At 71.3% G+C, this 21852-nt stretch carries 20 protein-coding genes and 1 pseudogene; 10 read left to right on the top strand and 11 right to left on the bottom strand.

All coding sequences use genetic code 11. From position 1 onward, the window contains the following. Positions 1-2: 2 nt before the first annotated feature. Together ACIGCK_RS06245 and ACIGCK_RS06240 are read right to left on the bottom strand one after the other, a co-directional pair. Complete coding sequence (locus tag ACIGCK_RS06245; RefSeq protein WP_396664673.1) at positions 3-1025, bottom strand: 3-oxoacyl-ACP synthase III; 1023 nt, start codon at positions 1023-1025, stop codon at positions 3-5. A 49-nt stretch (positions 1026-1074) separates the two neighbouring features. Next, the gene (locus tag ACIGCK_RS06240; RefSeq protein WP_396664671.1) at positions 1075-2037 is read right to left on the bottom strand and encodes an arsenic resistance protein; all 963 of its coding nucleotides are present in this window, start codon (positions 2035-2037) and stop codon (positions 1075-1077) included. A gap of 489 nt (positions 2038-2526) precedes the next feature. On the opposite strand from ACIGCK_RS06240, the gene ACIGCK_RS06235 reads away from it, so the two are divergent. Further along, positions 2527-3846 (top strand): hypothetical protein, encoded by a 1320-nt coding sequence (locus tag ACIGCK_RS06235; protein WP_396664669.1) that lies wholly within the window; start codon positions 2527-2529, stop codon positions 3844-3846. Here ACIGCK_RS06235 and ACIGCK_RS06230 read toward each other — a convergent pair. Beyond that, positions 3843-4412 (bottom strand): DUF1992 domain-containing protein, encoded by a 570-nt coding sequence (locus tag ACIGCK_RS06230; protein ID WP_396664667.1) that lies wholly within the window; start codon positions 4410-4412, stop codon positions 3843-3845. The two genes, ACIGCK_RS06235 and ACIGCK_RS06230, sit on opposite strands and share 4 nt — an antisense overlap. 43 nt (positions 4413-4455) lie before the next feature. On the opposite strand from ACIGCK_RS06230, the gene ACIGCK_RS06225 reads away from it, so the two are divergent. From ACIGCK_RS06225 to ACIGCK_RS06215, 3 genes are all read left to right on the top strand, one after another. Further along, positions 4456-5076, top strand: coding sequence for a cyclodeaminase/cyclohydrolase family protein (locus ACIGCK_RS06225; protein ID WP_396664666.1), 621 nt, complete (start codon positions 4456-4458; stop codon positions 5074-5076). Between the two features lie 80 nt (positions 5077-5156). Further along, positions 5157-6122 carry a TIGR03885 family FMN-dependent LLM class oxidoreductase gene (locus ACIGCK_RS06220; RefSeq protein ID WP_396664664.1) on the top strand — a complete coding sequence of 322 codons (966 nt, stop codon included), beginning with the start codon at positions 5157-5159 and terminating at the stop codon, positions 6120-6122. Continuing rightward, positions 6119-7777 (top strand): alpha-amylase family protein, encoded by a 1659-nt coding sequence (locus ACIGCK_RS06215; protein ID WP_396664663.1) that lies wholly within the window; start codon positions 6119-6121, stop codon positions 7775-7777. Before ACIGCK_RS06220 ends, ACIGCK_RS06215 begins: the two co-directional genes overlap by 4 nt. A gap of 5 nt (positions 7778-7782) precedes the next feature. Here ACIGCK_RS06215 and ACIGCK_RS06210 read toward each other — a convergent pair whose 3' ends face one another. Continuing rightward, positions 7783-8418 (bottom strand): NADPH-dependent F420 reductase, encoded by a 636-nt coding sequence (locus tag ACIGCK_RS06210; RefSeq protein WP_396664661.1) that lies wholly within the window; start codon positions 8416-8418, stop codon positions 7783-7785. A gap of 353 nt (positions 8419-8771) precedes the next feature. On the opposite strand from ACIGCK_RS06210, the pseudogene ACIGCK_RS06205 reads away from it, so the two are divergent. The 4 genes and pseudogenes from ACIGCK_RS06205 (at position 8772) to ACIGCK_RS06190 (ending at position 11619) form a co-directional block, all read left to right on the top strand. After that, positions 8772-9151 (top strand): annotated as a pseudogene (locus tag ACIGCK_RS06205) (ATP-dependent DNA ligase). Between the two features lie 392 nt (positions 9152-9543). Beyond that, the gene (locus tag ACIGCK_RS06200) at positions 9544-10650 is read left to right on the top strand and encodes an iron-containing redox enzyme family protein (protein ID WP_396664660.1); all 1107 of its coding nucleotides are present in this window, start codon (positions 9544-9546) and stop codon (positions 10648-10650) included. A 66-nt stretch (positions 10651-10716) separates the two neighbouring features. Further along, positions 10717-10920, top strand: a complete 204-nt coding sequence (locus ACIGCK_RS06195) for a CDGSH iron-sulfur domain-containing protein (RefSeq protein ID WP_396664658.1) — start codon at positions 10717-10719, stop codon at positions 10918-10920. A gap of 276 nt (positions 10921-11196) precedes the next feature. Beyond that, complete coding sequence (locus tag ACIGCK_RS06190; RefSeq protein ID WP_396664657.1) at positions 11197-11619, top strand: hypothetical protein; 423 nt, start codon at positions 11197-11199, stop codon at positions 11617-11619. A 46-nt stretch (positions 11620-11665) separates the two neighbouring features. Here the strand turns inward: ACIGCK_RS06190 and ACIGCK_RS06185 are convergent, their stop codons facing one another. From ACIGCK_RS06185 to ACIGCK_RS06170, 4 genes are all read right to left on the bottom strand, one after another. After that, the gene (locus ACIGCK_RS06185; protein WP_396664655.1) at positions 11666-12544 is read right to left on the bottom strand and encodes a hypothetical protein; all 879 of its coding nucleotides are present in this window, start codon (positions 12542-12544) and stop codon (positions 11666-11668) included. A 5-nt stretch (positions 12545-12549) separates the two neighbouring features. Further along, positions 12550-14055, bottom strand: coding sequence for a polysaccharide biosynthesis tyrosine autokinase (locus ACIGCK_RS06180; protein ID WP_396664653.1), 1506 nt, complete (start codon positions 14053-14055; stop codon positions 12550-12552). Between the two features lie 166 nt (positions 14056-14221). After that, positions 14222-15730 (bottom strand): LuxR C-terminal-related transcriptional regulator, encoded by a 1509-nt coding sequence (locus tag ACIGCK_RS06175; protein WP_396664651.1) that lies wholly within the window; start codon positions 15728-15730, stop codon positions 14222-14224. A gap of 326 nt (positions 15731-16056) precedes the next feature. Beyond that, positions 16057-17304, bottom strand: a complete 1248-nt coding sequence (locus ACIGCK_RS06170; RefSeq protein ID WP_396664649.1) for a sensor histidine kinase — start codon at positions 17302-17304, stop codon at positions 16057-16059. 180 nt (positions 17305-17484) lie between these two features. Between ACIGCK_RS06170 and ACIGCK_RS06165 the strand changes: the two genes are divergently transcribed. Beyond that, positions 17485-17994 carry a DUF421 domain-containing protein gene (locus ACIGCK_RS06165; protein ID WP_396664647.1) on the top strand — a complete coding sequence of 170 codons (510 nt, stop codon included), beginning with the start codon at positions 17485-17487 and terminating at the stop codon, positions 17992-17994. 66 nt (positions 17995-18060) lie between these two features. Beyond that, complete coding sequence (locus ACIGCK_RS06160; RefSeq protein WP_396664645.1) at positions 18061-18363, top strand: hypothetical protein; 303 nt, start codon at positions 18061-18063, stop codon at positions 18361-18363. Here ACIGCK_RS06160 and ACIGCK_RS06155 read toward each other — a convergent pair. The 3 genes from ACIGCK_RS06155 to ACIGCK_RS06145 all read right to left on the bottom strand — a co-directional run bounded on the left by ACIGCK_RS06155 (position 18353) and on the right by ACIGCK_RS06145 (position 21841). Beyond that, a complete protein-coding gene (locus ACIGCK_RS06155) occupies positions 18353-20674 on the bottom strand; it encodes a hypothetical protein (RefSeq protein WP_396664643.1) in 2322 nt (773 codons plus the stop codon). The two genes, ACIGCK_RS06160 and ACIGCK_RS06155, sit on opposite strands and share 11 nt — an antisense overlap. A 194-nt stretch (positions 20675-20868) precedes the next feature. Continuing rightward, positions 20869-21687 carry a sulfite exporter TauE/SafE family protein gene (locus ACIGCK_RS06150; protein ID WP_396664641.1) on the bottom strand — a complete coding sequence of 273 codons (819 nt, stop codon included), beginning with the start codon at positions 21685-21687 and terminating at the stop codon, positions 20869-20871. A gap of 10 nt (positions 21688-21697) precedes the next feature. Beyond that, positions 21698-21841, bottom strand: a complete 144-nt coding sequence (locus tag ACIGCK_RS06145; protein WP_396664639.1) for a hypothetical protein — start codon at positions 21839-21841, stop codon at positions 21698-21700. Positions 21842-21852: the final 11 nt, after the last annotated feature.

The following is a 21852-nucleotide window of genomic DNA, read 5'->3' as shown; positions in this document are numbered from 1 at the left end:
GGTCACCAGGCGAGCTCCATCATGGCGGTGTTCAGGCCCGAGCCCACGCCCATGAGCAGCACCCGGTCGCCGCGCGTGAGCGTGTTCTGCTCCTCGACCAGGGTGATCGGGATCGACGCGGGGCCGACGTTCCCCAGGCGAGGGAAGGTCGTGGGCACGCGCGAACGGTCGAGCTTCGCGGCCTTGACGATGGCATTGGTGTGCACCGATGACACCTGGTGCGTGATGTAGCGGTCCATCGACGACCACTTCCACTCGGGGGCGGCTTCCTTCCACGCCGACACGACGAGGTCGAGCCCGCCCTTGAGCAGCGCTTTCGCGTCGGTGAACATGCCGTCGACGCTGCCGACGCAGAGCTCGTGGAACTGGGTGGCCGCGCGCGTGACGCCGCCGAGGATGCGGTGGCCTTCGGGATGCTCGTCGGCGCGGCCCAGCACGGCGGCCGCCGACCCGGACCCGAGGGTGAGCGAGGCGAACTCGCTCATGAACCCGTCGCGGTCCACGTCCGCGTTCACGAGCCGGTTGATGGTGTTGACCTGGATCTCGTCCGCGTCCTCGCCGTTGACCACGATCGCGTACCGGATCTGCCCCGACTCGATCATGCTGGCCGCGAGGCTCATGCCGTTGACGAAGCCGAGGCAGGCGTTGGCGACGTCGAAGTTGATCGCCGAGGTCGGCAGGCCCAGCCCGTGGTGCAGGCGCACGGCGACGGAGGGCTCGAGGTGCTTGCGCGTGACGGACGTGTTGATCAGCAGGCCTACATCGGCGGGGGCGACCTTCGCGTCGGCGAGTGCCTGTGCGCCCGCCTCGATCGTCGCCTCGTCGGTCGATTCCCCCTCGGCCCAGTTGCGCCGCTCGAGGACGCCGGCCACGCGCTGGAGGAGGCCGGGCCGCAGTTTCAGCCGTGCGAGCGCCCCCGAGAGCCGGTCCTCGATCTCGGCCGAGGTCGTCACCCGGCTGGGGAGCACGCTCGCGACCGACAACAGAGAGACGTTGTCGAAGCGAGTGGTCGCATTTCCGGCCACTGATCCTCCGTGACGAGCCGCAAGACTCCTGGCGTTCAAGATTCCCATTTTACGCTCGCGGCATGGCCCTGCGGGCATATGCCACCATCGCCACCATGACGAGCAGCTCGACCAGGGTCTGCGTCACCACGACGAGCGGGGTCAGGGCATAACCGCTCGGCAGCGCGAGCGCGAGCGGCAGCACGACGAGGGAGTTGCGGGTCACGCCGCTGAAGACGACGGCGCGGCGCCCCGGTGCGTCCAGTCGCGCGAGCGACCCCGCGCCCCGACCGAGCGCGATCATGACGGCCGCGAAGGCCACGTACAGCGGGAGGAGCCCGGCGAGCACAGTCCACCGGCCCGCGACGCCGGGAACCTGCGACGCGACGACGACAGCAAGCGTCGCCATCATGAGGGGCACCATGAGGCCGGTCGCCGCGGCATCCACTCGGCGCGCCCACGCCGCGCGGGCCGCCAGCAGCTGCGTGGCGACGGCCGCCGCCAGGGGGAGCACGATGAGCAGCAGGAAGGCATCGACGAAGGGACGCAGGTCGAGCTCGGCGACGAAGGAGCCGCCGACCATGAGCCACAGGTACGCCGGCAGCAGCGCCATCTGGGCGAGCATGAGCAGCGGGGTCGCGGCGAGGAGCCGCGCGCCGGAGCCGCCGGCGAGGCCCGTGAACACGATGACGTAGTCGACGCACGGGGTCAGCAGCACGAGAAGCACGCCCACGAGGACGGCGCGCTCGCCGGCCACGAACCTCGACAGGGCGAAGACGACGGCCGGCACGGCGACGAAGTTGAGCAGGAGAACCGTGACGAGGAATCGCCCGTCGCGCACCGCGGAGCCGATCGCGGAGAACGGCACCCCGAGGAACGTCGCGTACAGCAGCAGCCCGAGTATCGGGGTGATCGCGGACTCGAGCGGACGGGATGCCGCGGGCACCGCGAGCCCGAAGGCGACGCCGGCGGCGAGCGCCGCGAGATAGAGCGGCACCTGGTGCCGCTCGGCCCATCCGATCACCGCGCGCATCGCGTTCCAGTCTGGCGGAGGTCCGGGGCGTGCGCGTACGGGCGTCCGTCCGTCGGGAGGACGGCGCACCCGCTGTGGAATACTGCCCGAGTGAGGTCATCACGCGCCCCCGCCGTGCTGCTCGTCGTTCTGCTCGCCGGAGGACTGAGCGCCTGCACATTCGCCGCGCCGGCGGCCGACCGCGCCTCGCCGCCTGCCGCGGCCGCGCCGGCGCCGACGACGACGGCGCGCCCCGTGCCCACGCCGGCACCGACGGCGACCGCATCCCCGTCGTCGCCTCCGACTGACGCCGGGAACTCCGATCGGGGAGGACCTGGCAGAGGCGGCGCCGTCGGCGGTGGTCACTCCGGCGGCGGCGCGCCGGGCGGAGGGGGCGGCTCGTCGAAGCCTCGGCCGACCGCGGCGCCGACACCCGCTCCCACGCCTCAGCCCGTCCCCACTGTGCCACCGGCGTGCCCGACCAGCAGCACCGATCCGGGCATCCCCGTCATGGACTTCGGATCGATCGCGACGTATTCCACGACGGCGTTGGCGCAGGGCGAGGACTGCACGGGATTCCGGTCGTTCCTCTCGACCGGGCTGCCGCAGTACGACTCGCAGTCGTTCGAGTTCTTCGGTCACCTCGTCGACGATCAGGGCGAGGTCAACTCGATCGCGCTGATGTCGCAGGGCAACACGGTCATCCCCGGTCTGCAGGTGCCGTGGCTGACGATGGAGGAGTCGGGCCTGATCTTCAACCGTCTCTCTCTCGACGAGGGCCCGCGATTCGGCGGCATCGATGGTCTCGCCGACATCTCGGTGCCCACCACGATCGGGTACGCGCCGTGGAGCATCCACGTCGAGCAGCAGAGCACCGGCGATCCCGAGCAGATCGTCGACATGCGCGTCGTGTCGGGTGCGGTCGGAGCCGTGGGGTCGGTGTACGAGCTGACGGTGTCGGTCGAGACCGGCATGGCCGGGTCGCCCGCCCGGGAGTGGGCGACGCTCTCCGTCCGCGCGAAGGACCTCACCGGGATCATCCAGTGGGGGTACGGGCCCAACGGGTTCTTCCCCCTGTGGATGTTCGACGGCGAGCCCCTGCCCGCGTCCGGGGGCCCCATCCCGACCACGGATCAGCGCACGCCGATCATGGGTTCCTACGGCGGCGACATCGGCGCCTACTTGGAGGCGACCGGCGACCCCATGACCGGGCAGGGGTCACAGTACTACTCGATGCCGCTCGTGGAGGTCGAGGAGTGGTCGGTGCAGATCGGGTCGTCGTACGTCGCGAGCGGCACGGAGGGGCTGCTGTTCTTCGACAACCTCACCGAGACCTACAACGACGCGGCGCAGTACGTCGTCGGTGACGGATACGAATGGACCGAGTTCTCGGTGCAGCTTCCCGGCAGCCTGCAGGGCATGCTGATCGCGACGACCGGACAGCGGGAGGTCGGCGAGCTGCACTACGCGATGCTGGGCGGCGCCGGTTCCTCGCAGGCGGTCAACGGCACGCTGGAGCCCACGGCGAACTGGCCGCAGGGTGCGATCCACATCACACCGACCGCCGATACCTGGACCTCGCCGCACAGCTGCTACGTCTACCACCTGGAGTACGACGTACAGCTGGACGGGTCACCCACCCGCCCCGCGGCCGCTCTCGTCTTCCGCGCCACAGCCCCGGATCAGGAGCTCAACGCCCTCGGCCGCGCGGTGTACGAGGGCCTCTTCTCGTACTCCGGCACCCTGGACGGCGGGGCCGTCAGCGGCTATGCCTGGGGCGAGATCCAGGGCGTCCCGCCGACGGGCACCCCCGTTCCGCCCCACTGCTAGCGCCCACGCCGCCACCAGCGCCGCCGGCTGGAGCGCGGGGCGGCGAGGGCCTCGGCGGCGGCCGCCGCCGCGAGCGCTGCCGCCTCGCGACGCTCGCGCCACGCCTGCACGTTCGCCTCCACGTCACGGAGGGGGGTGACCACGGGCGGCCCGCCGAGCAGCTGCCGTCGTGCCTCGATGATGCGGTTGTTGAAGTCCTCGAGAACCTCCCGCACATCGCTTTCCCGGCCCAGCGCGTCGAGCCGGTCGTCCAGCTCGGCGTTCTCCACCCTGAGGGCGATCGCCGGGGGGCCGAGGCCGCGCAGCTGCTCGGTCTCGATCTTGCGACGGATCCACCAATCCGGGTCGTGCCCGCGTTCCAGACCCTGCAGGGGCTTGCCGGCTCCGGGCAGGTCGTCGAACTCGCCGCGGCGCACGGCCTGGGCGATCGCGATCTCCACGACCGCCGCGCGTTCGGCCTGCGTCATCGGACGCGGCTCCTCCTCGGGCGGAGTGCGCTCGCCCTCGCCCGTCTGGGCGGCCCGATAGCGAGCCGCGGCCTCTCTTGGATCGTCCGTCGTGATCACCCCCGGCTTCCAGCCTGCCACCGGCGGGAGTACCGTGGCGCGCATGGACGACGACGCCCGCATCCACCCCAGCATCAGCCTCGAGGATTGGCTGGACCGTCTCGCGCAGCCCACGGGGGCCCCCGGAGGCGGAGCGGCGAGCGGCATCATGATGGCGACCGCCGCATCGCTCCTGCACATGGTCGCGGCGTACACGCCGGACGATGAGCGGGCCGTCGCCGCCGGCGGGCGGCTGCGCCGTCTGCGGGACGACGCCGTCGACGCTGCCCAGGCCGACGGGGTGCGCTCGGCGGAGCTCGGCGCCGCGCTGGCGCACGAAGAGGACGACGACCGCGACCGGCTCGTGCGCGAGGCGGCGATCGCCGCGGCGGGCACGTCGCAGCGCCTGGGGGATGTCGGAATGCGTCTCGTCGACGAGCTCCACCTCATCGCGGGGGTGGGCAACCCGAACCTGTCGGCAGACCTCGTGGTGGCCGCCGAGGCGCTCGCGGCGGGGCTCGGCGGGGCATTGACCAACCTGCGGGCCTGCGTCGACCTCGCGGAGTCGCACGCGGGCGCGGGGGACGAGATGCCGCGCCGGCTCGCGGATGCCGCGGCATCCGACCCGCTCATCGCGGCGGCGCGTGCCGCCGCCGCCGAGGTCGCCGCCGAGCACGCCGACTGACCGGCGCGGCATCGTAGCGGAGAGGCGCCGCCCGCCGCACGGCCCTACCGCCCGCCGCGTGCGGACGTCACGATCGAGGAATGGTCTTCACCGGTTTCCACGCCTCGCACGAGCAGATCCCCCCGAGCACCCTCCTGCGGGACGTGCAGGATGCCGATGCGGCCGGCTTCGACGGCGCCATGTGCTCCGACCACCTCTCGCCGTGGACGCCGAGACAGGGCGAGTCGGGCTTCGCGCTCAGCTGGATCGCCGCGGCCCTCGCCACCACACGGTTCTCGATCGGAATGGTCAACGCGCCGGGGCAGCGGTATCACCCCGCCGTCGTCGCGCAGGCGTTCTCGACGCTCGAGGAGATGTTCCCCGGCCGGTTCTGGGCCGCCCTCGGCAGCGGCGAGGCGATGAACGAGCACGTCACGGGCGACGGATGGCCCGACAAGGACACCCGTACGCGGCGCCTCGGCGAATGCGTCGATGTCATGCGCCGGCTGTTCGCGGGAGAGGAGGTCGACCACGACGGTCTCGTTCGCGTGCACCGCGGGAGGATCTGGAGCCTGCCGGAGACGCCGCCGCCCCTGCTGGCGACGGCCGTGAGCCCCGAGACGGCGGCCTGGGCGGCGTCGTGGGCCGAAGGCATCGCCACCGTGGCGCAGGAGCCCGAAGCCCTTCGCTCGCTGCTCGACGCGTACGGCGACGCCGGCGGTGGGGGCCCCCGCGTCCTGCAGGTGCACGTGAGCCTCGCGCCGACGGATGCCGAGGCCCTCGCGCTCGCGCGGGACCAGTGGCGCAACGGCCTCGTCTCGCCGCCGCTCGCGTGGGATCTCCCTCACCCCGAAGACTTCGAGGCGCTCACGACCGACCCGGACGAGGCGGAGCTGCGCAAGGCCGTGCTCGTCTCCCACGATCCCGACGAGCTCGCCGACCGGATCGCAGCGCTCGTCCAGCTCGGATTCGACCGGGTCTACCTCCACCACGTCGGCAAGGACCAGCGCCACTTCCTCGACGCCGCAGCCCGCGTCATCCTGCCCCGCCTGAAGGAGACCCCATGAAGATCACCGACACGAGCGACCTGTGGTGGAAGACCGCCGTCGTCTACTGCCTCGACGTCGAGACCTTCGCCGACGCGAACGGCGACGGCATCGGCGACCTACAGGGGTTGTCGCAGCGCATCGACTACCTCGCCCAGCTGGGCGTCACGGTGCTCTGGCTCATGCCGTTCTACCCCACGCCCGATCGCGACGACGGGTACGACGTCAGCGACTTCTACGGCGTCGATCCGCGGCTCGGCACCCACGGCGACCTCGTCGAGGTCATCCGCACGGCGAAAGACCGGGGGATGCGGGTGATCGTCGACCTGGTCGTGAACCACACGTCCGACCGGCACCCGTGGTTCGTCTCGGCCAGGAAGAGCGTCGACTCGCCCTACCGCGACTACTACGTGTGGCGCGACGACCCTCCCGCCCGCGCTCCCAACGAGGTCTTCCCGGGGGAGGAGGACGGGATCTGGGAGAAGGACGACAAGAGCGGCCAGTACTACCTGCACAGCTTCTACCACCACCAGCCCGACCTGAACGTCGCGAACCCCAAGGTGCGAGACGAGATCGCCAAGACCATCGGCTTCTGGCTGCAACTGGGCATCTCCGGCTTCCGCGTGGACGCCGTGCCCTACCTTCTCGAGGTGCCCACGGGCGCCGACATGGGCGATCCGCACGAGTTCCTGCGCGACATCCGCCAGTTCCTCCAGCGCCGCTCGAGCGAGGCGATCCTGCTCGGCGAGGTGAACCTGCCGTACGAGAAGCAGCTGCGCTACTTCGGCGGGGCGGACGGCGACGAGCTGTCGATGCAGTTCGACTTCGTCGGCATGCAGGCGTTCTACCTCTCCCTCGCCCGCGCCGATCCGGCGCCCCTGATCGAGGCCCTGCGTTCCCGCCCCGTCGTCGCGCGGGAGTCGCAGTGGGCCAACTTCCTCCGCAACCACGACGAGCTGACCCTCGACAAGCTCAGCGACGACGAACGCCAGGAGGTGTTCGACGCGTTCGCCCCCGAGGAGCACCAGCGCGTGTACGGTCGCGGCATCGTACGACGCCTTCCGCCCATGCTGCACGGCGACCCCCGTCGCATCCGCATGGCCTACAGCCTGATGTTCAGCCTTCCCGGCACCCCCGTCATCTTCTACGGGGAGGAGATCGGGATGGGCGAGAACCCCGACCTCGACAAGCGGCATGCGGTGCGCACGCCCATGCAATGGGCCGGGGATGAGACGGGGGGCTTCTCCTCCGCGCCGCTGTCGAAGCTCGTCGCGGCGCCGCCGGGCGACGGATTCGCGCCGGTCCACGTCAACGCGGCCGATCAGCTCGATGACCGCGGGTCGTTGCTGCACTTCTTCCGCGATCTCACCGGCCGGTACCGCATCTCGCCGGAACTGGGCTGGGGGGAACTGGAGATCCTGGATGCCGGGGCGCCCGGCATCCTCGCGCACTCCGTGTCGGCAGACGTCGGCCGCATGGTCGCGGTGCACAACTTCACCGACGTGCCCGCCACCGTGCGGATCGCGCTGCCGGGCGAGCCGGAGGGCACGTCGCTGGTGGATCTGTTCGGCCCCGACCGGATGGGGCTCGCCGACGATGCCGCCTCGTTCGAGGTGGATGCCTACGGCCACCGCTGGCTGCGCGTCAGCCGACCGGGCGACGGCCGCCTGACCTGAGCGGGTCAGCGCTGTGCGCGGGCGAGGTTCTCCTGCAGCTCCGTCGCGGTCTGGCGGACGACGTACGCCGGCTGGTCGCGCTCGACGCGCCAGCTCTCGGACAGCGGGCCCACGTTGACGGTGTCGAAGCCGAAGGCCTCGTAGAGACGCGTGACGAAGTCGACGCCCGCGGCGGAATCGCTCGCCGTCGCGAGGGCCCGGCGGCCCGGGGTGCCCGGCGCCGCGCCGTCGGTGAGGATCTGAGACGACATGATGTGGTTGAAGCCCTTGACGACCGTGGAGTCCGGCAGACGCCGCTGCAACATCTCGGACGTCGTGGTCGTCTTCTCGTCGAGCTCGGCGATGTGGCCGTCGCGCTCCCAGTAGTAGTTGTTGGTGTCGACGACGATCTTGCCCGCAAGCGGCGCGGCCGGGATCGCGTAGATCGCGCCGAGCGGCACGGTCACGATCACCCAGTCGCCCGCGGCGGCCGCGTCTGCGGCGGTCGCGGCGCGTGCGCGGGGTCCGAGCTCGGCGACGAGATGCTGCAGCGTCTCCGGCTCGCGGGAGTTGCTGATCACGACGTCGTAGCCGCGGTCGACGAGCCCCCGGGCGAGGGTCGATCCGATGTTGCCTGCTCCGATGATTCCGACGGTGCTCATGGGGGAGTGAACGCCGGAGCCCCACGGGCATTCCCGATCAGTCCGTCTCGGTGCGGATCCGGCGCCACGGCGGAAGGGGATCGGCGAATCCGCGCCAGAGCTCCGGTCGGTCGTCGACTCGGCGGTCCGTGCCTCCCTGAAGTCCTTCAGGGAGACGGGGTTAGAGGCGCCGCATACCGCCACACCGGGCATCGCTGGAAGGGGTTGCATTCGTCGTCGACATCGCGAACTGTGGATCGCAGTGCAGCGCCGCAGGTGGGAAGGGTCGCCGGTCATGATCCTCGGGACATGCGCTGGTCGCTGCGTCCCTCGAAGTACCCCCGCCTGCAGCCGCCGTGGCGCCGGAGGTAGTAATGGGGAAGTTCTTGTACGAGTCGCACGTCAAGGCGGACTTCGACGACCGAGCGCTCGCTCATCTGCACAAGGTCATCGGTGCCAAGATGCGGCGGGCGAGTCCTTCCACTTCAGCTGGAAGGACGACACGAGCATCGGGGATGAGCGCACCACCGTGTGGATCCACCCGCGTTGCTCCCTCGTGTACAAGTTCTACGGCAGTCGGAGACCTCGCATCAACCGTGCCTGGGTCGACGCCCTCGTCTACACGGCCAACTCGCCGACGGGCCTGTACGCCGTGCCCGAGCCACCCGAGCCAGACAATGGCGATGACTACGGCCACCGAAACGGCCACGACGGCGACCCGGGCAACGGGGGAGGACACAGTGAAGCGCATTGACGTCCACTACGACGGAAACCTCTACACGATCTCGAATCGAGAACTCGCAGAGGTTCAGGAGGAGATCGCGGCGGCCCAGCGAGAGGGCGGCTGGCTCCTCGTGAACAATGGCGAGGGGGCCCGTCGGGACGCGTACATCTGGGTACGCGGGGGCATCCCATCGCTCTGGTGCCCATCCCCGCCGAACCCGTGGGGTGAGCGGGCGGGTGCTGCCCGTGCGATTCCCGGCGAACGCCGATATCGTGCCGAGCGCGTGAGGTCAACCCCCGTCCGGAGACGGAACCACGCGCCTACCTTCGGGGAGCACACTTCCGGAGGAACCCCATGAACGACCACCTTTCGCCCCTTATCGCGCGCGTGCGCAAGGACCTCGCGCCCTCCACGCGCAACGCATGAGCGCCCTAGATATCGCGCCCACCGATGCACCCTCGCCCCCCGCGGGATTCGTCGCGCGCTTCGACGGCCCCCGCCCGGGCGCTGCGCTGCCGGCGCCTCGCGGTCCTCTCAGCGCCCTCCTCCTGGAGACGCTGACCTCCCGCGTCGCGGCGCCGTCGAGCGAACACCTCGTCGCGGCGGCCGAGCGCGCGGCCCACGAGCCGGTCGACCTCGCCCGTGACGAGGACGCCCAGCTCTCGCTGTTCCTGCTGTACGCCAGTCACTACGGGTCCCTCCCGGACATCGACGCGCGCCACGAGTGGGACGCCGGCATCATCGCCGCGCGGGGTGTGCTCGAGCGACGGTTCGAGGGCGATCTGCGCGAGCGCGTGGAGGTCCCCGAGGCCCCGGAGCCGACGAGGGAAGCCGTGGCAGCCGCGCTCTTCGCGCTCACCGCCCCGACCCCGGGGCCGAGCCTGTCGCGCTTCGTAGCGAAGAGGGCGACGCTCGCTCAGGTGCGGGAGTTCCTCATCCATCGCAGCGTGTACACGCTTCGCGAGGCCGACCCGCACTCGTGGGCGATCCCTCGACTGCGCGGCGTGCCCAAGGCGGCGCTCGTGGAGATCCAGGCCGACGAGTACGGCGGCGGCGACCCCGTCCGGATGCACGCGGCGATCTTCGCGCGGACGCTGCGCGGTGCCGGCATCGAGGATCGCTACGGCGCCTATCTCGACCACATCCCCGCCACGACGCTCGCGTCGCTGAACATGATGTCGATGTTCGGCCTGAACCGCCGCCTGCTCGGGGCGATCGTCGGGCACCTCGCGGCGTTCGAGATGACGTCGTCACTGCCGAACCGCTCCTACGGCGACGGCTTCCGGCGCCTCGGCTTCGGTCCCGATGTGACGGAGTACTTCGACGAGCATGTCGAGGCCGACGCCGTGCACGAGCAGATCGCCGGACGCGATCTCGCCGGCTCGCTCGCCGAGCAGGACCCGGCGCTCCTCCCCGACATCCTCTTCGGCGCGGCCGCCTGTCTCACCGTCGACGAGTGGGGCGCGGACGACATGCTGAGCGCGTTCGAGGAGGGGCGGTCGTCCTTGCGCGAGCCCCTCGTGCCGTGACCGCCCTGGGCGCTCGCCGCCCGGGCCCGCCGGCGCACGATCGGGCCGGATCGACAGGAGACCTGCATGTGCACACCGTCTGAGCGGCCCCCGTCGATCGAGGCCTACCCCGACGGCCCCTTCATCATCCGGGGCACCGTGGAGGTCGTCGACGAAAGCGGAAACCGCATCGTCACGAGGCGGGGCACGTCGGCTCTGTGCCGGTGCGGTGCCTCCGCCATCAAGCCCTGGTGCGACGGCACGCACAAGATCGTGGGTTTCCGAGGCTGACTCCGGCCCCGCAAGCGGTGCGTGGCCGGACGAGGACGTCGCCGCCGCGTGAGGACTTCATCTTGAGGGATGTCCTCACGCGGCGACGAGATCCTCGTGCGCATTACTCCTTGCCCAGGGCGTCCTGCGCGGCGCCCGCGGCCTTCTCGACGATGTTGATGTACGCAGTGGTGTCGTGCGCGCAGCGCGCGAACACCGGTCGTCCGGTGCGTGTCAAGGCCCTCATCGATCGCGCATCCGTTCTGCCACGCTCGCTCCCAACGGAAAGGAGATTCTGTGGTCGCTGTCTGGTTCGCTCGCATCCTCGGGCTCGTGCTGCTGGCGCTGAGCATCGTCGGCTTCTTCGTCGACGGACATCTCTTCGGCGTCGTCACCGTCGACCTGGCCCTCGACATCAGCCGACTGGTGCACGGCGTACTGCTGTGCATCGCCGGTTTCGCCGGTGTGAGCCGAATGGTGCGCAACCTGATCCTGGGGATCGTCGCTACGACCTACCTGCTCTCGGCGTTGACGTGGTTCATGGACCGTGAGGTGTACGGCATGGCGCCGTCACGCCTGACGGTGTTCGACCTGGTCTCATGGATCGTGCTCGGCTGCGCCTCGCTCGCCATGATGCTCGTTCCCGACCGGGTCGCGCGTCGGCGTGACGAGGTCGGCGAGGCCCTCCTGTCGGAGCAGCGGCGCGCGGAGCGCGGGTGACGGTCCGGAGCGCTGCTACACGCGTGTTTCGGGGTCTCTCGGCGTCCTAGCCGAGCGGGATGAGCGCGTCGGCGTTCCACAGCAGCGAGGCGGATGCCGCGGTGGGGGCGGCGGGGTCGGCCGGTGTGCACGTCGAGCCCACCTGCAGGCCCCCGCAGCCCGGGGCGCGCGTGACGGCCACCGGTACGGAGTCGGCGAGGGTGACGGCCACGGCATCCGCGATCCCCGCCGCCGCCCAATCGGCGCCGTCCCACGTGAACACCTCGGCGTCGCACACGAGGGCGGCGGTGCCCTCCTGCGCGGCGAGGCTGCGAGCCTGCGCGCACGGGGCGGCGACGGGCTCGCCCCCGAGCACGACCGTCGCGGCATCCGCGGGCTCGATGTAGCTCGCGGCGGCCAGCTCGTCGGGGTACGGCTCCCAGAACCGTCCCTGGGTGAACGTGCGCATCAGCTGGGTCTCGCAGTCGTCGCCGAGCGAGGCGACGACCTCGGCCTGCGTACCGGCGAGCGGAGAGAGCGCCGCCACCTGCCGGATGTCGCGGTAGAGCGGGGTGACGTCGTTCCAGGTCAGTCCGCCGTCGGTCGAGCGTTCGATCACGGGGGCGATGCCCTCGGCGCAGGAACCCGCGACGGCGCGCCAGAGGACGCCCTCGCTCCCCTCGGCGAGGAACCGCTCCTGCGCGCGCTCGACGGGCTCGAGCGGCGTCGCGGTCGGGGTGGGCTCCGCCGAAGGCTCGCCGCTCGGCGACGGCTCTGCCTCGATGGGCGTCGAGGCCGTTCCCTCGGGGTGCTCGTCGCCCGTTCCCCGATCGAGCGCGACGAGCGCGAGCACCAGCACGACGACGGCCAGCGCCGCGACGATCGCGACACCGATCCACTGGGCCGCGCCGGTGCGCGCCCTGCGGCGGGAGCGGTAGCGGGTCATCGTGGCTAGAGCAGATCGTCGATCGAGGCGCTGCCCTTCGGCGCGCCCGTGCGGACCTGTTCCGGCGCCGTCTCCGCCGAGCGGCGCGCCCTGCGCGTCGATGCCTTCGCCGGCTTCGGCTTCGGGGACTCGGGGGCGTGGCCGTAGCCGTAACCGCCGTAGCCGTAGCCGTAGCCGTAGCCGTAGCCGTAGGCATCCGGTCCACGTGTGGGAACCATGGTGAGCACGATGCCGGCCACCTTCGCGTCCACCGTCTCGAGCGCGTCGATGGCGCCCTCGAGCTGGTGACGACTGGTGTCGCCGGCCGCGACGACGACGATGGCGCCACTGGTGCGCTTGGCGAGCACCGCGGCATCCGTCACGGGCAGCAGCGGGGGAGCGTCGAGGATGACGACGTCGACGTCTCGCGAGAAGGCTTCGAGCAGTGCGTGCATCTGCGCCGACCCCAGCAGCTCGCTCGGGTTCGGGGGGATCTTGCCCGCGGGCAGGACGTAGAGGCTGCGCGAGCCCCACTGCTGGAGGACGTCGGTGAGGTGCACGCGGCCGATGAGCACGTCGGTGAGCCCCACGCCGCCCTCGACACCCAGGTACTCGTGCACCTTCGGCTTGCGCAGGTCGGCGTCGACGAGCACGACGCGCTTGCCCGCGTCCGCGAGCGCGATCGCGAGGTTGACGGAGGTCGTCGACTTGCCCTCGCTCGGCATGCTCGAGGTGACGACGAAGCTGTGACCGCCGTCCATGTCGAGGAACTGGAGGTTCGTACGCAGCGCCCGGAACGCCTCGCTGCGGGGGTTGGTCGGGTCTTCCTTGAGGATGATCGGCCGTTCCTTCGCACGCGGGTCGAAGGGGATCGCGCCGATGATCGGGCGTTCGGTGATCGCCTCCACATCGCGGGTGGAGCGGATGCGGGTGTCGAGCACGGTGCGGAGGACGGCGAATCCGACGCCGAGGGCGAGGCCGACGAGGGCGCCGAGGGCGAGGTTGAGCGGCACGTTGGGGCTGACGGGCACGAAGGGCGCGTCGGCATCCTTCACGAGGGTGAGCTTGATGGGGCTCGCGTCCGAGTCGGGCAGGGTCTCGAGGTCTTCGACCTGTTCGGTGAGGCTCGCCGCGACGGCGTTCGCCAGGCGGGCCGCCTCCGCGGCGCTCGGGTCGGTGACCGTGATCGAGATGATCGTCGTGTTCAGGGGGCTCGATGCGCTCACCTTCTCGGCGAGGCCGTTGGCGCTGATGTTCTCCAGGCCGAGGTCCGAGATGACCGGGTTCAGGATGATGGGCGTCGTCACGAGGTTGACGTAGGTCGTCACGCGCGCCTGTGTGAACGTGTTCCCCTGCTGCAGCTCGGCGACGGTGGAGCCCGCCTGGCTCGAGACGAAGACCTGGCTGGTGGCCTCGTACTGCGGTTCGCGCGTGAGGCTGTATGCCGCTGCGGAGCCGATGCCCACGAGCGTCAGCGCGACGATCACGAGCCAGTTCTTTCGCAGGATACGGATGTAGTCGCTGAGCTCCACGGGGCTGGGGTCCTCTCGGCGTCGTACGGCGCGCGGGATGGGGACTGTGCTGTGCGGCCGCCTGGCGTCGGGGAGACGGGACTCCCCCTGACCCCCCGCGCCTATCCTGCCACACGGGTGTTTCGGGACGGTGGCAGCATCGAGGGCCGGTCGCGCCGATGCCTCCCTACCCCAGGACTCCCCGGACCCGGGCGGCGGCGACGGCATCCCCTCTGGAGGCGACACCGAGCTTGCGATAGACGCCGGCGATGCGGGACTTCACCGTGTTGAGCGAGACGAACAGGCGATCGGCGATCTCCTGGCGAGAGAGCGGCGAGTCGAGCAGGGCGAGGATCTCGAGGTCTCCGCGAGTGAGCCCCGCGGGGGGAGAGGGCGTCGCGGTGGGGCGGCGAGACTCCGACTCCATCTCGCCGAGCAGCTCCCGCACATCGGATGGCAGCCACGGCTCTTCCGACCGTGCGAGCGGGCGGGACTCGAAGGCGAGCGGCCGCAGCAGCGCCTCCGCACCCGCGCGGTCGCCGTTGCGCAGGGCGGCCGCGGTGAGCACTCCGATCGCGGCGATCCGGGAGCCCCGAAGCTCGCCGCACCGGTCCAGAAGGCGCTCTGCGGCGGCGCGGGCCTGTTCGTAGCGGCCGAACTGCAACGCGGTCGTCGCGGTGGTGGTGATCGTCAGGTCGCAGTCCGGGTCGGCCTCCGCGAGAAGACGCCATGCGGCGGCATCGTCTTCCCGGAGGCACGCGACGGTCGCGGCCGTGCAGGGCAGCACCGAGCGCGGGAGGCCGTCGCCGTCGCAGCCCGGCAGGCGCGCGCGACGGAACTGCTCGATCTGCGTCTCGGCGTCGCTGATGCGCTCCTGCCTCAGCAGGCTTCGCGTGAGCTGCCACACGAGAAAGGGCCATCGCCCTCGGTACACGCCTGCGGGGTGGGTGTCGAGGACGAAGGCTGCGAGGGAGCGGTCGTCGGATGCCGCCGGTCGCGCAGAGGGCTCGGTGAGCGACGCCTCGGCGATGCGCGCCGTCGCGTCGATCTCCGGTTCGAGCCACGAGTCGCTCGGCGTCATCCGCTCGAGGGAGCGGAGCGCCCACGCGGCGATTCGGTGGTCGCCGACGAGCGCGTGCACGAGGGCGAGCATCGCGTGGGCGTCGCGGGGCACGCACATGAGGGTGTCGGGGACATGCCAGACGCCCGCACGGGCGAGGTCCGCCGCCGCGGCACCGAAGTCGCCCGCGAGGGCGCGGGTTGTCCCCGTGTGCAGCGCGACCGCGGCGGTCCAACCGCCGTCGCGAGTGCGGTGCGTCTCCGCGGTTCCGGCGAGCAGGTGCGAGTACGCGCGATCCATCAGCCGCGCGGCGGCGGCCGGCCGCCCCGACTCCAGCAGCCGGAACACCTCGACGATGTCCCGGAGCGACTCCGGGACCGGCGGCGCGTCCGGCGGGGTGATCCACGGGAGGTCGTCCGCTCCCTCGCCCCGCGTGGCGAAGTACAGCACCAGTGCTGCCCGGTTCTGCGCGATCAGCTCCGGATCCACTCGCCGAAGCGCGCGATGGAGGCGTTCGGGGGGTACGCGGAACCAGTATTCGAGGGCGCGTCGGGATATCTCCCGGAGGAGATCTTCGGGATCGAGATCGAGCGAAGGGGGTGCCTCGTCGCGCAGCGACGAGGCGGCGGGTGTCATTACCCCATCATGAGGGCCTCGGGCGTCGGGCGATACCCGTCTCGCGTGCACCCCGACGAGAAGACCCCCTCGAGGCGCGCTCTTGGGGGACGAACGTCTCGAGGGGGTCGGGAGGCGGGAATCCCGTCGTGGACGGCGCGTTGGGGACCGCGGCCGTTTCGTCTCTGGGGGGATGACGTCGACGGGGAGTATTCCCGTGAATATGAGAGTAGGAGGCGCCGGCGGCGCGGGGCTCGGATCCACCCGAACGTCGCCCGGATCTCACCCCCGCCGCGGGGCGCTCCCTATCCCGACGGAGACGTACTCGCCGGACGGATGCGACCAGCTCAGCCGCGCGCCGCGGGCAGGGTCACCACCGCGCGGACGCCGCGCGGATGCTGCTGCTTCAGTTGCACGGTGCCGCCGTGCGCCTCGACGATCGCGCGCACCCGCGTCAGCCCCAGTCCGAAACCGCCGATCGCGCCCTCTCGCGCCGCGGGGGTGCGGTAGAAGCGCTCGAACGCACGGGACCGCTCGTCTGCTGTCATCCCGGGTCCGTCGTCGGCGACGATCAATCGCACCACGAGGTCGTCGACCGCCGCCCAGGACACGCTCACCCGCGAGCCCGCGGAGGAGAACTTGATCGCGTTGTCGAGGAGCTCTGCGATCGCCGTGCGCACACCGTCGGGATCCGCGAACGCCATGGCATCCGCTGCCTCCTCCACCTGCACCGTGACGCCGCGCTGGGTCGCGGCGCGACGCGCCGCGTTCACCGACGCGCCGGCGACAGTCCTCAAAGACACCGGGCGGGGGTTGCTCTTCGGGGACAGGTCCGCGGCGCTCGTCAGCGCCGCAACGCGGTCGACGAGGGTGTCGACGCTGCCCTGGACGACCGCGAGCACACGCCCGGTAGGGGTGTGCTCGGGGTGCTCCTCCTGCAGCAGGCTCAGGTAGCCGGCGACCGGGGTGAGCGGCGTGCGCAACTCGTGCGACGCCGTCCGCAGGAATTCCTCCCGGATCTCCAGTGCGGTCGCCAGTTCCTCCTGCGTGGCGCGCATCCGTCGGGCGGCGATCCCGACGACGAGGGAGATGAGCAGCACGAGCACCGGGAGGGCCAAGACATCCACCCACTCGGTCGGATCGCCGGGGAACTCGGTGGCGATGAGCAAGGGGGTGAGCGTCATCACCACCGCGCTGAACGTCGCGGTGATCACGGCGGCCTTCTCATGGCGCACGCCGTAGGCGAGCCAGAGCGCGGGGAAGACGGCGAGGAGGTCGACGACGGGCAGCTCCGGCAGCAACGCGGTGCGCATGAGCGCGATCCCGACCGTGTCGGTCGTCGCGAGGGCCGCGAGCGCAAGCAGGGCGAACCGCCGCTCGCGCACCCCGGCACGCCCGGGAAGGAGGAGGGCGGCGATCGTCGCCGCGGTCACGAGGAGCACGCCCACGGCCAGCAGGATGCCGCCCGTGACCGCCGGTCCCGCGAAGGCCGCACCCAGGGCGAGCACCACCACGGCAGCGAACAGTGCGAGCTGCGATCGTGCAAAGACCTGCAGTCGGTCCGCGGACACGTGGAGGGCGGTTGGACGGGACATGGGGCTTCCGGGAAGGAACGGCGTGGTGCGTGCTGCCGCTCACACAGAGTCTGCCCCGTCAGACGGCGATGTGCGAAAACGCCTGCGACTACCAGCAGGCGCCCTCGCGGGCAACGGGGTCGGGCCCTCGGGCGTTGCGAGGGTACCGTGGCCCGATACCGCCGAGAGGAGAAGTGCGACGTGTGGTTCGATTCCTGGTCCGACCTGGTACGCATCGTCCTGGTGGGCGCCGCCGCCTACGTGACGCTCGTGGTCGTCCTGCGTGTGTCGGGCAAGCGCACGCTCGCCCAGCTCAACGCCTACGACTTCGTCGTCACCGTCGCCCTGGGCTCCACCCTCGCGACGATCCTCCTCAGTAGCGACGTCTCGTGGAGCGAGGGGGCCGCGGCGTTCGGACTCATCGCGCTGCTGCAATTCATCGTCGCGTGGACTTCGTCGCGGTGGCCCGGCGCCCGCAAGGTCGTCACATCGCGCCCCATCCTGCTCCTGAGAGACGGCGAGATCCGCATCCGGTCGCTCAGACGGGCGAGACTCACGGAGGACGAGCTCGCGCAGGCGGTGCGCAGTTCGGGCGGGGGATCGCTCGAGGGCGTCGCCGCGATCGTGCTCGAGACCGACGGCACGTTGAGCGTCATCCCGGAGGCAGCGTTCGGGGACGGATCGGCTCTTCGCGATGTGGAGAAGAACTGAGCGATGTGCGCGTAGGACGGGAATCCGCCGCTTCCACGCTTCTCCGCCCCCGGTAGGCTCGGGCGCGTGGAGGAGTGGGCCGAGGAGGCGGTGGAGCAGCTCGAGCGCATCACGCGCGATCCCTTCGCCGGTGCGGCGAGGGGTACCGTGCGCGTGCTTGGGGCCTCGATGCCCGAGGGGACGGCCCGCTATCAGGAGTGCAGACTGACGCTCCTCGCGCAAGCCCACGGGCTCGAGACCGCCGTCATCGAGACCGCCGTCGTCTTCCCCCGACGCCGCTGGCCGCGAGAGGGCGACATGGCGCCCGCCCGCATCTCGCGCACCGTGCCCGGCGCCGTCGAGGTGGACTGGGAAGCCCTCACCCGCTGAGGACGGACTCGGCCGCCGATTCCTCGGACGGCGAAGCCGACAGCGCCGCACGGGCATCGGCGCGCACCCCCGCGACCCGCTCCGCGGCGGCGAGGAGGGGCTGTCGCAGCTGTGCGGCCGACCGGGCGAGTGCGGTCTCGAGCGCTTCAGAGAGAACAGCGGATGATGCGGCATCCGCGTCGACGCTGACACCGGTGACGCCGACCTGAGCGAAGTGGGACGCGACCTTCCCGCTGGGATTGGCGACGAGCTCGAGCGGGATCGCGCCCTCGACGGCGGCGAGGATGAGCACGTGCAGGCGGTCGGAGAGGACCAGACGGGTGTGGCCGTACAGCCCGAGCAGCCGGCGCTCGTGCGAGAGGTCGTCGGCGTCGCCCCACTTCACGTGCTCGGCATCGAGCGCGTGCGCGAGCTCGGCGGCGCGAGCCTCGTCGGAGCGCACCTGTGCGAGTGTCACCAGGTGTAGGTCGTGACGGGCGGCCACCGACCGCACCGCCGCGATCCAGGCATCCGTCGGGAACGCACGAGCCCCGCGCAGGCTCACGACGAGCGTGTCGCGTCGTGCGGTCGCCTCGGCGCGGCCGCGGCGTCCGAATCCGATGTCGGGACTGTGGACTCCACCGCCGATGAGATCGAGCGATCTCTGGTTGCGCAGCGGGACGACGGTCGCGAGTCGCATCGAGAGGCGGTACACCGCGAGGGCGGGACCGCTCGGTCGTGCGATGGCGCGAGGCGCGTAGACGATCGTCCCGCCCCGTGCGCGGATGAGGAGGCTCACCGCGAGGAAGACCGCTTCGCGCAGGGTGTGCCGCAGCTCCAGCTGCACCTCGCCCGGCTCGAACAGCACGACCGGAGCCCGGGTGGCCGCGATGCGACCGATCCACCGCAGGAACCCGTCCCGGCCGCGGTAGAGGTCGGCGTCGGCGGCGCCGATCTGATCGATCCACATGCGGGGTGCGCGGCCTACGAAGACCTGGGGCCGGCCCAGCCCATCGAGCCAGTCCATCGCCTCGCGCCGGATGACGGCGTCGCCGATGTTCGGATAGTCGCCGGTCATCGCCGCGAACACCACGCGCTGCACGGGCGCCGCGTTGTGGGCGTGCTCGCGGTCGAAGTCGTGGGCGGCCCGGAGGACGAAGGTCAGCGACAGCGCGTAGGCGAAGGTCCAGGCCAGTGCGAAGGCGAAGACCGACGCCAGCAGATCGCCCGTCAGCGCCGCCACCGCGAGGCCGGCCGTCCAGGTGACGACCGCGCGGGTGGCCTGCAGGGCGAGGAGGCGCCGCTCGCGTCCGAGCATGACGAAGAGGGGATCGGTCGGCGAGACGGCCACCTGAAGCGCGGCGGGCAGCCCGAGCACCGCGATCAGGACGCCGGCCGGCGCCCACTCCGGACCGAGCACGGGCGCCGCCAGCAGCGGTCCTCCGATGGCGAGAGCGATGCCGAGCAGGATGCCGAGCGTCAGGAACACCCGGATATGCGCCGACAGCGAGGCTCTCAGCACCGGCCGCTGCTCCCGGATGATGCCGCCGAAGCTCAGCTGCGTCGTCTGGGCGAGCGCCTGCCCGGCCAGACCGATGGGGGTCCCTGCCACGCGCTGCGCGACGCCGACCTGTCCCGCGGCCGCCGTGCCGAGGCCGAACCCCGCGATCACGGTCAGCCCCTGCAGCGTGACCCCGGAGAGCGTGCCGGCGGCGATCGTCGTGGCGGCCCGGACGGGCCCGTACCGCTGATCGCGACCCGACGCGCCGTCGTCGGCTCCCGCGGCATCCTTCACCAGCCGGGAAGCGGCGATGCCGATCACCCGACCGGCCAGCAGGGCGATCGGAAGCGTCGTCACGTCGGCGCCCGACAGGGCGAAGGTCGCCTGCAGCGCGGCGCCGGCGACGCCGCCGACGAGGTTGCGCACGGCCAGGGCGCGGCGGGCGCCGCGTCGGATCAGCCGGGCGCCGTCGAGGACGGGAAGTCCGAGGGCGGGTATCAGCAGCCCCATCATGAGGAGGGTTCGGGATGCCTCACCCGCGCCCGACTCGAGCGCGACGAAACCCGCTGCCGCCACCGTGATCGACAGCCCGAGCGTGACGGCCGTCGCCCGCGAAAGCCGCCGGCGCACCAGGTCGTGCGAGAGCGTGGTGGGGACGATGTATTCCATCCGCAGCGTCGCGAGGGGAAGCAGGATGAACGCGATGGCGAACGCCACCTGGTACACGCCCAGCTCGGCGGGCGAGAACACCCGCGTGAGGATCGGGATGACGGCGACCAGGGCGAGCTGGCCGATGACCTGGCTGGCGACGAGCCCGACGTGGCGTCTCATGCGCTCGTCATTCGTTCGGTGCGGTCTGCGGCCATGACGGCCCGACGATGTGTCCCCACGGTGTGCTCCCCAGCAGCGGATGGTGGGTGGAGCGTCAGCGATCCCTCCCGAAGGTCCTATTCTGTCAGCGTTCGGCCGGGTTCGGGTCGGGGATGAGAGAACCCTCATCTCGATCGCGGTCGGCTGCCTCCGCCTCAGCCGACGAGCAGATACACCGCGCCGAGGACGGTGAGGACGATCACGATGCGCTCGAACAGCTGCTGCGACATCCGCCCTGCCGCACGGATGCCGATGAGTGCTCCTACCAGGACGCCCGGAACGAGCAGGAGGTCGATCAGGAGCCCCGCGGGCGTGAGCAGACCGATCCCGATGGCGAACGGCAGCTTGGCCACGTTGACCATCGCGAAGAACCACGCGGCGGTGCCGAGGAATGCCTTGACGGGGAAGCGGGCCGCGAGGAAATACATCGACATCGCGGGCCCGCCCGCGTTCGCGACCATCGTCGTGAAGCCCGCCGCGGCACCGTACCCGACGGTGGCCGCGGTACGCGCCGCAGGCACGGGCCGCGAACGGTCGCGACTCGCCGTGTCCGCATCGGTGCCCGCGGCGTGTCGCGACCGTTCGCTCGGAATGGATGCCGATCCTCGCCGTCGCTGCCAGAGGGTGAGCGCGATCAGGGCGAGGAGGATGACCCCGATCACGCGCCGCACGCCGCCGTCATCCGCGAAGGCGAGGAAGAGGGCGCCGACGACGAGGCCCGCGACCACCGCGGGAGCGAGCCGCAGCAGGGTCGGCCAGTCGGCGTGGCGCCGGTACGCCAGCAGGGCGAACACGTCGCCCACGAGCAGGAGGACGAGCAGCACGGCCGTGGAGTTGCGGGCGGGGAGGACGCTCGCGAAGATCGCGACGGCGACCGTCGTGGCCCCGGGCATCGCGGTCTTGCCGATGCCCACCGTGACGGCGCCGATCGCCAGCAGCACCCACGCGCCGAAGCCGAGTTCACCGGCGCTCATAGGACCCCGCTCACCGGCCGACGGTGCGGAAGTCGGCGGCGCTCGTCGACGCCTCGAGCGAGACCTCGTTCACCGGCGCCTTCCGGTCGGCCTCGTCGCCGGCACCCCCCGCTGAGGCGGGAAGACCGGCGGGGGAGGGCACATCTGCGGACACCCGACCAGCCT

Source organism: Microbacterium sp. NPDC078428, assembly GCF_044542535.1.
Lineage (GTDB): Bacteria > Actinomycetota > Actinomycetes > Actinomycetales > Microbacteriaceae > Microbacterium > Microbacterium limosum.
Note: the sequence above shows the minus strand (reverse complement) of the source record. Positions and strands in the feature narration are given on the sequence as shown.

What these genes read in the sequence shown, in the direction of transcription:
- ACIGCK_RS06155 (WP_396664643.1), bottom strand. Translation starts at nt 20,674, where the DNA reads ATGAGACGCCACGTCGGGCTCGTCGCCAGCCAGGTCATCGGCCAGCTC.
- ACIGCK_RS06240 (WP_396664671.1), bottom strand. Translation starts at nt 2,037, where the DNA reads ATGCGCGCGGTGATCGGATGGGCCGAGCGGCACCAGGTGCCGCTCTAT.
- ACIGCK_RS06170 (WP_396664649.1), bottom strand. Translation starts at nt 17,304, where the DNA reads ATGTCCCGTCCAACCGCCCTCCACGTGTCCGCGGACCGACTGCAGGTC.
- ACIGCK_RS06210 (WP_396664661.1), bottom strand. Translation starts at nt 8,418, where the DNA reads ATGAGCACCGTCGGAATCATCGGAGCAGGCAACATCGGATCGACCCTC.
- ACIGCK_RS06175 (WP_396664651.1), bottom strand. Translation starts at nt 15,730, where the DNA reads ATGACACCCGCCGCCTCGTCGCTGCGCGACGAGGCACCCCCTTCGCTC.
- ACIGCK_RS06185 (WP_396664655.1), bottom strand. Translation starts at nt 12,544, where the DNA reads ATGACCCGCTACCGCTCCCGCCGCAGGGCGCGCACCGGCGCGGCCCAG.
- ACIGCK_RS06220 (WP_396664664.1), top strand. Translation starts at nt 5,157, where the DNA reads ATGGTCTTCACCGGTTTCCACGCCTCGCACGAGCAGATCCCCCCGAGC.
- ACIGCK_RS06200 (WP_396664660.1), top strand. Translation starts at nt 9,544, where the DNA reads ATGAGCGCCCTAGATATCGCGCCCACCGATGCACCCTCGCCCCCCGCG.
- ACIGCK_RS06225 (WP_396664666.1), top strand. Translation starts at nt 4,456, where the DNA reads ATGGACGACGACGCCCGCATCCACCCCAGCATCAGCCTCGAGGATTGG.
- ACIGCK_RS06215 (WP_396664663.1), top strand. Translation starts at nt 6,119, where the DNA reads ATGAAGATCACCGACACGAGCGACCTGTGGTGGAAGACCGCCGTCGTC.
- ACIGCK_RS06150 (WP_396664641.1), bottom strand. Translation starts at nt 21,687, where the DNA reads ATGAGCGCCGGTGAACTCGGCTTCGGCGCGTGGGTGCTGCTGGCGATC.
- ACIGCK_RS06195 (WP_396664658.1), top strand. Translation starts at nt 10,717, where the DNA reads ATGTGCACACCGTCTGAGCGGCCCCCGTCGATCGAGGCCTACCCCGAC.
- ACIGCK_RS06235 (WP_396664669.1), top strand. Translation starts at nt 2,527, where the DNA reads ATGGACTTCGGATCGATCGCGACGTATTCCACGACGGCGTTGGCGCAG.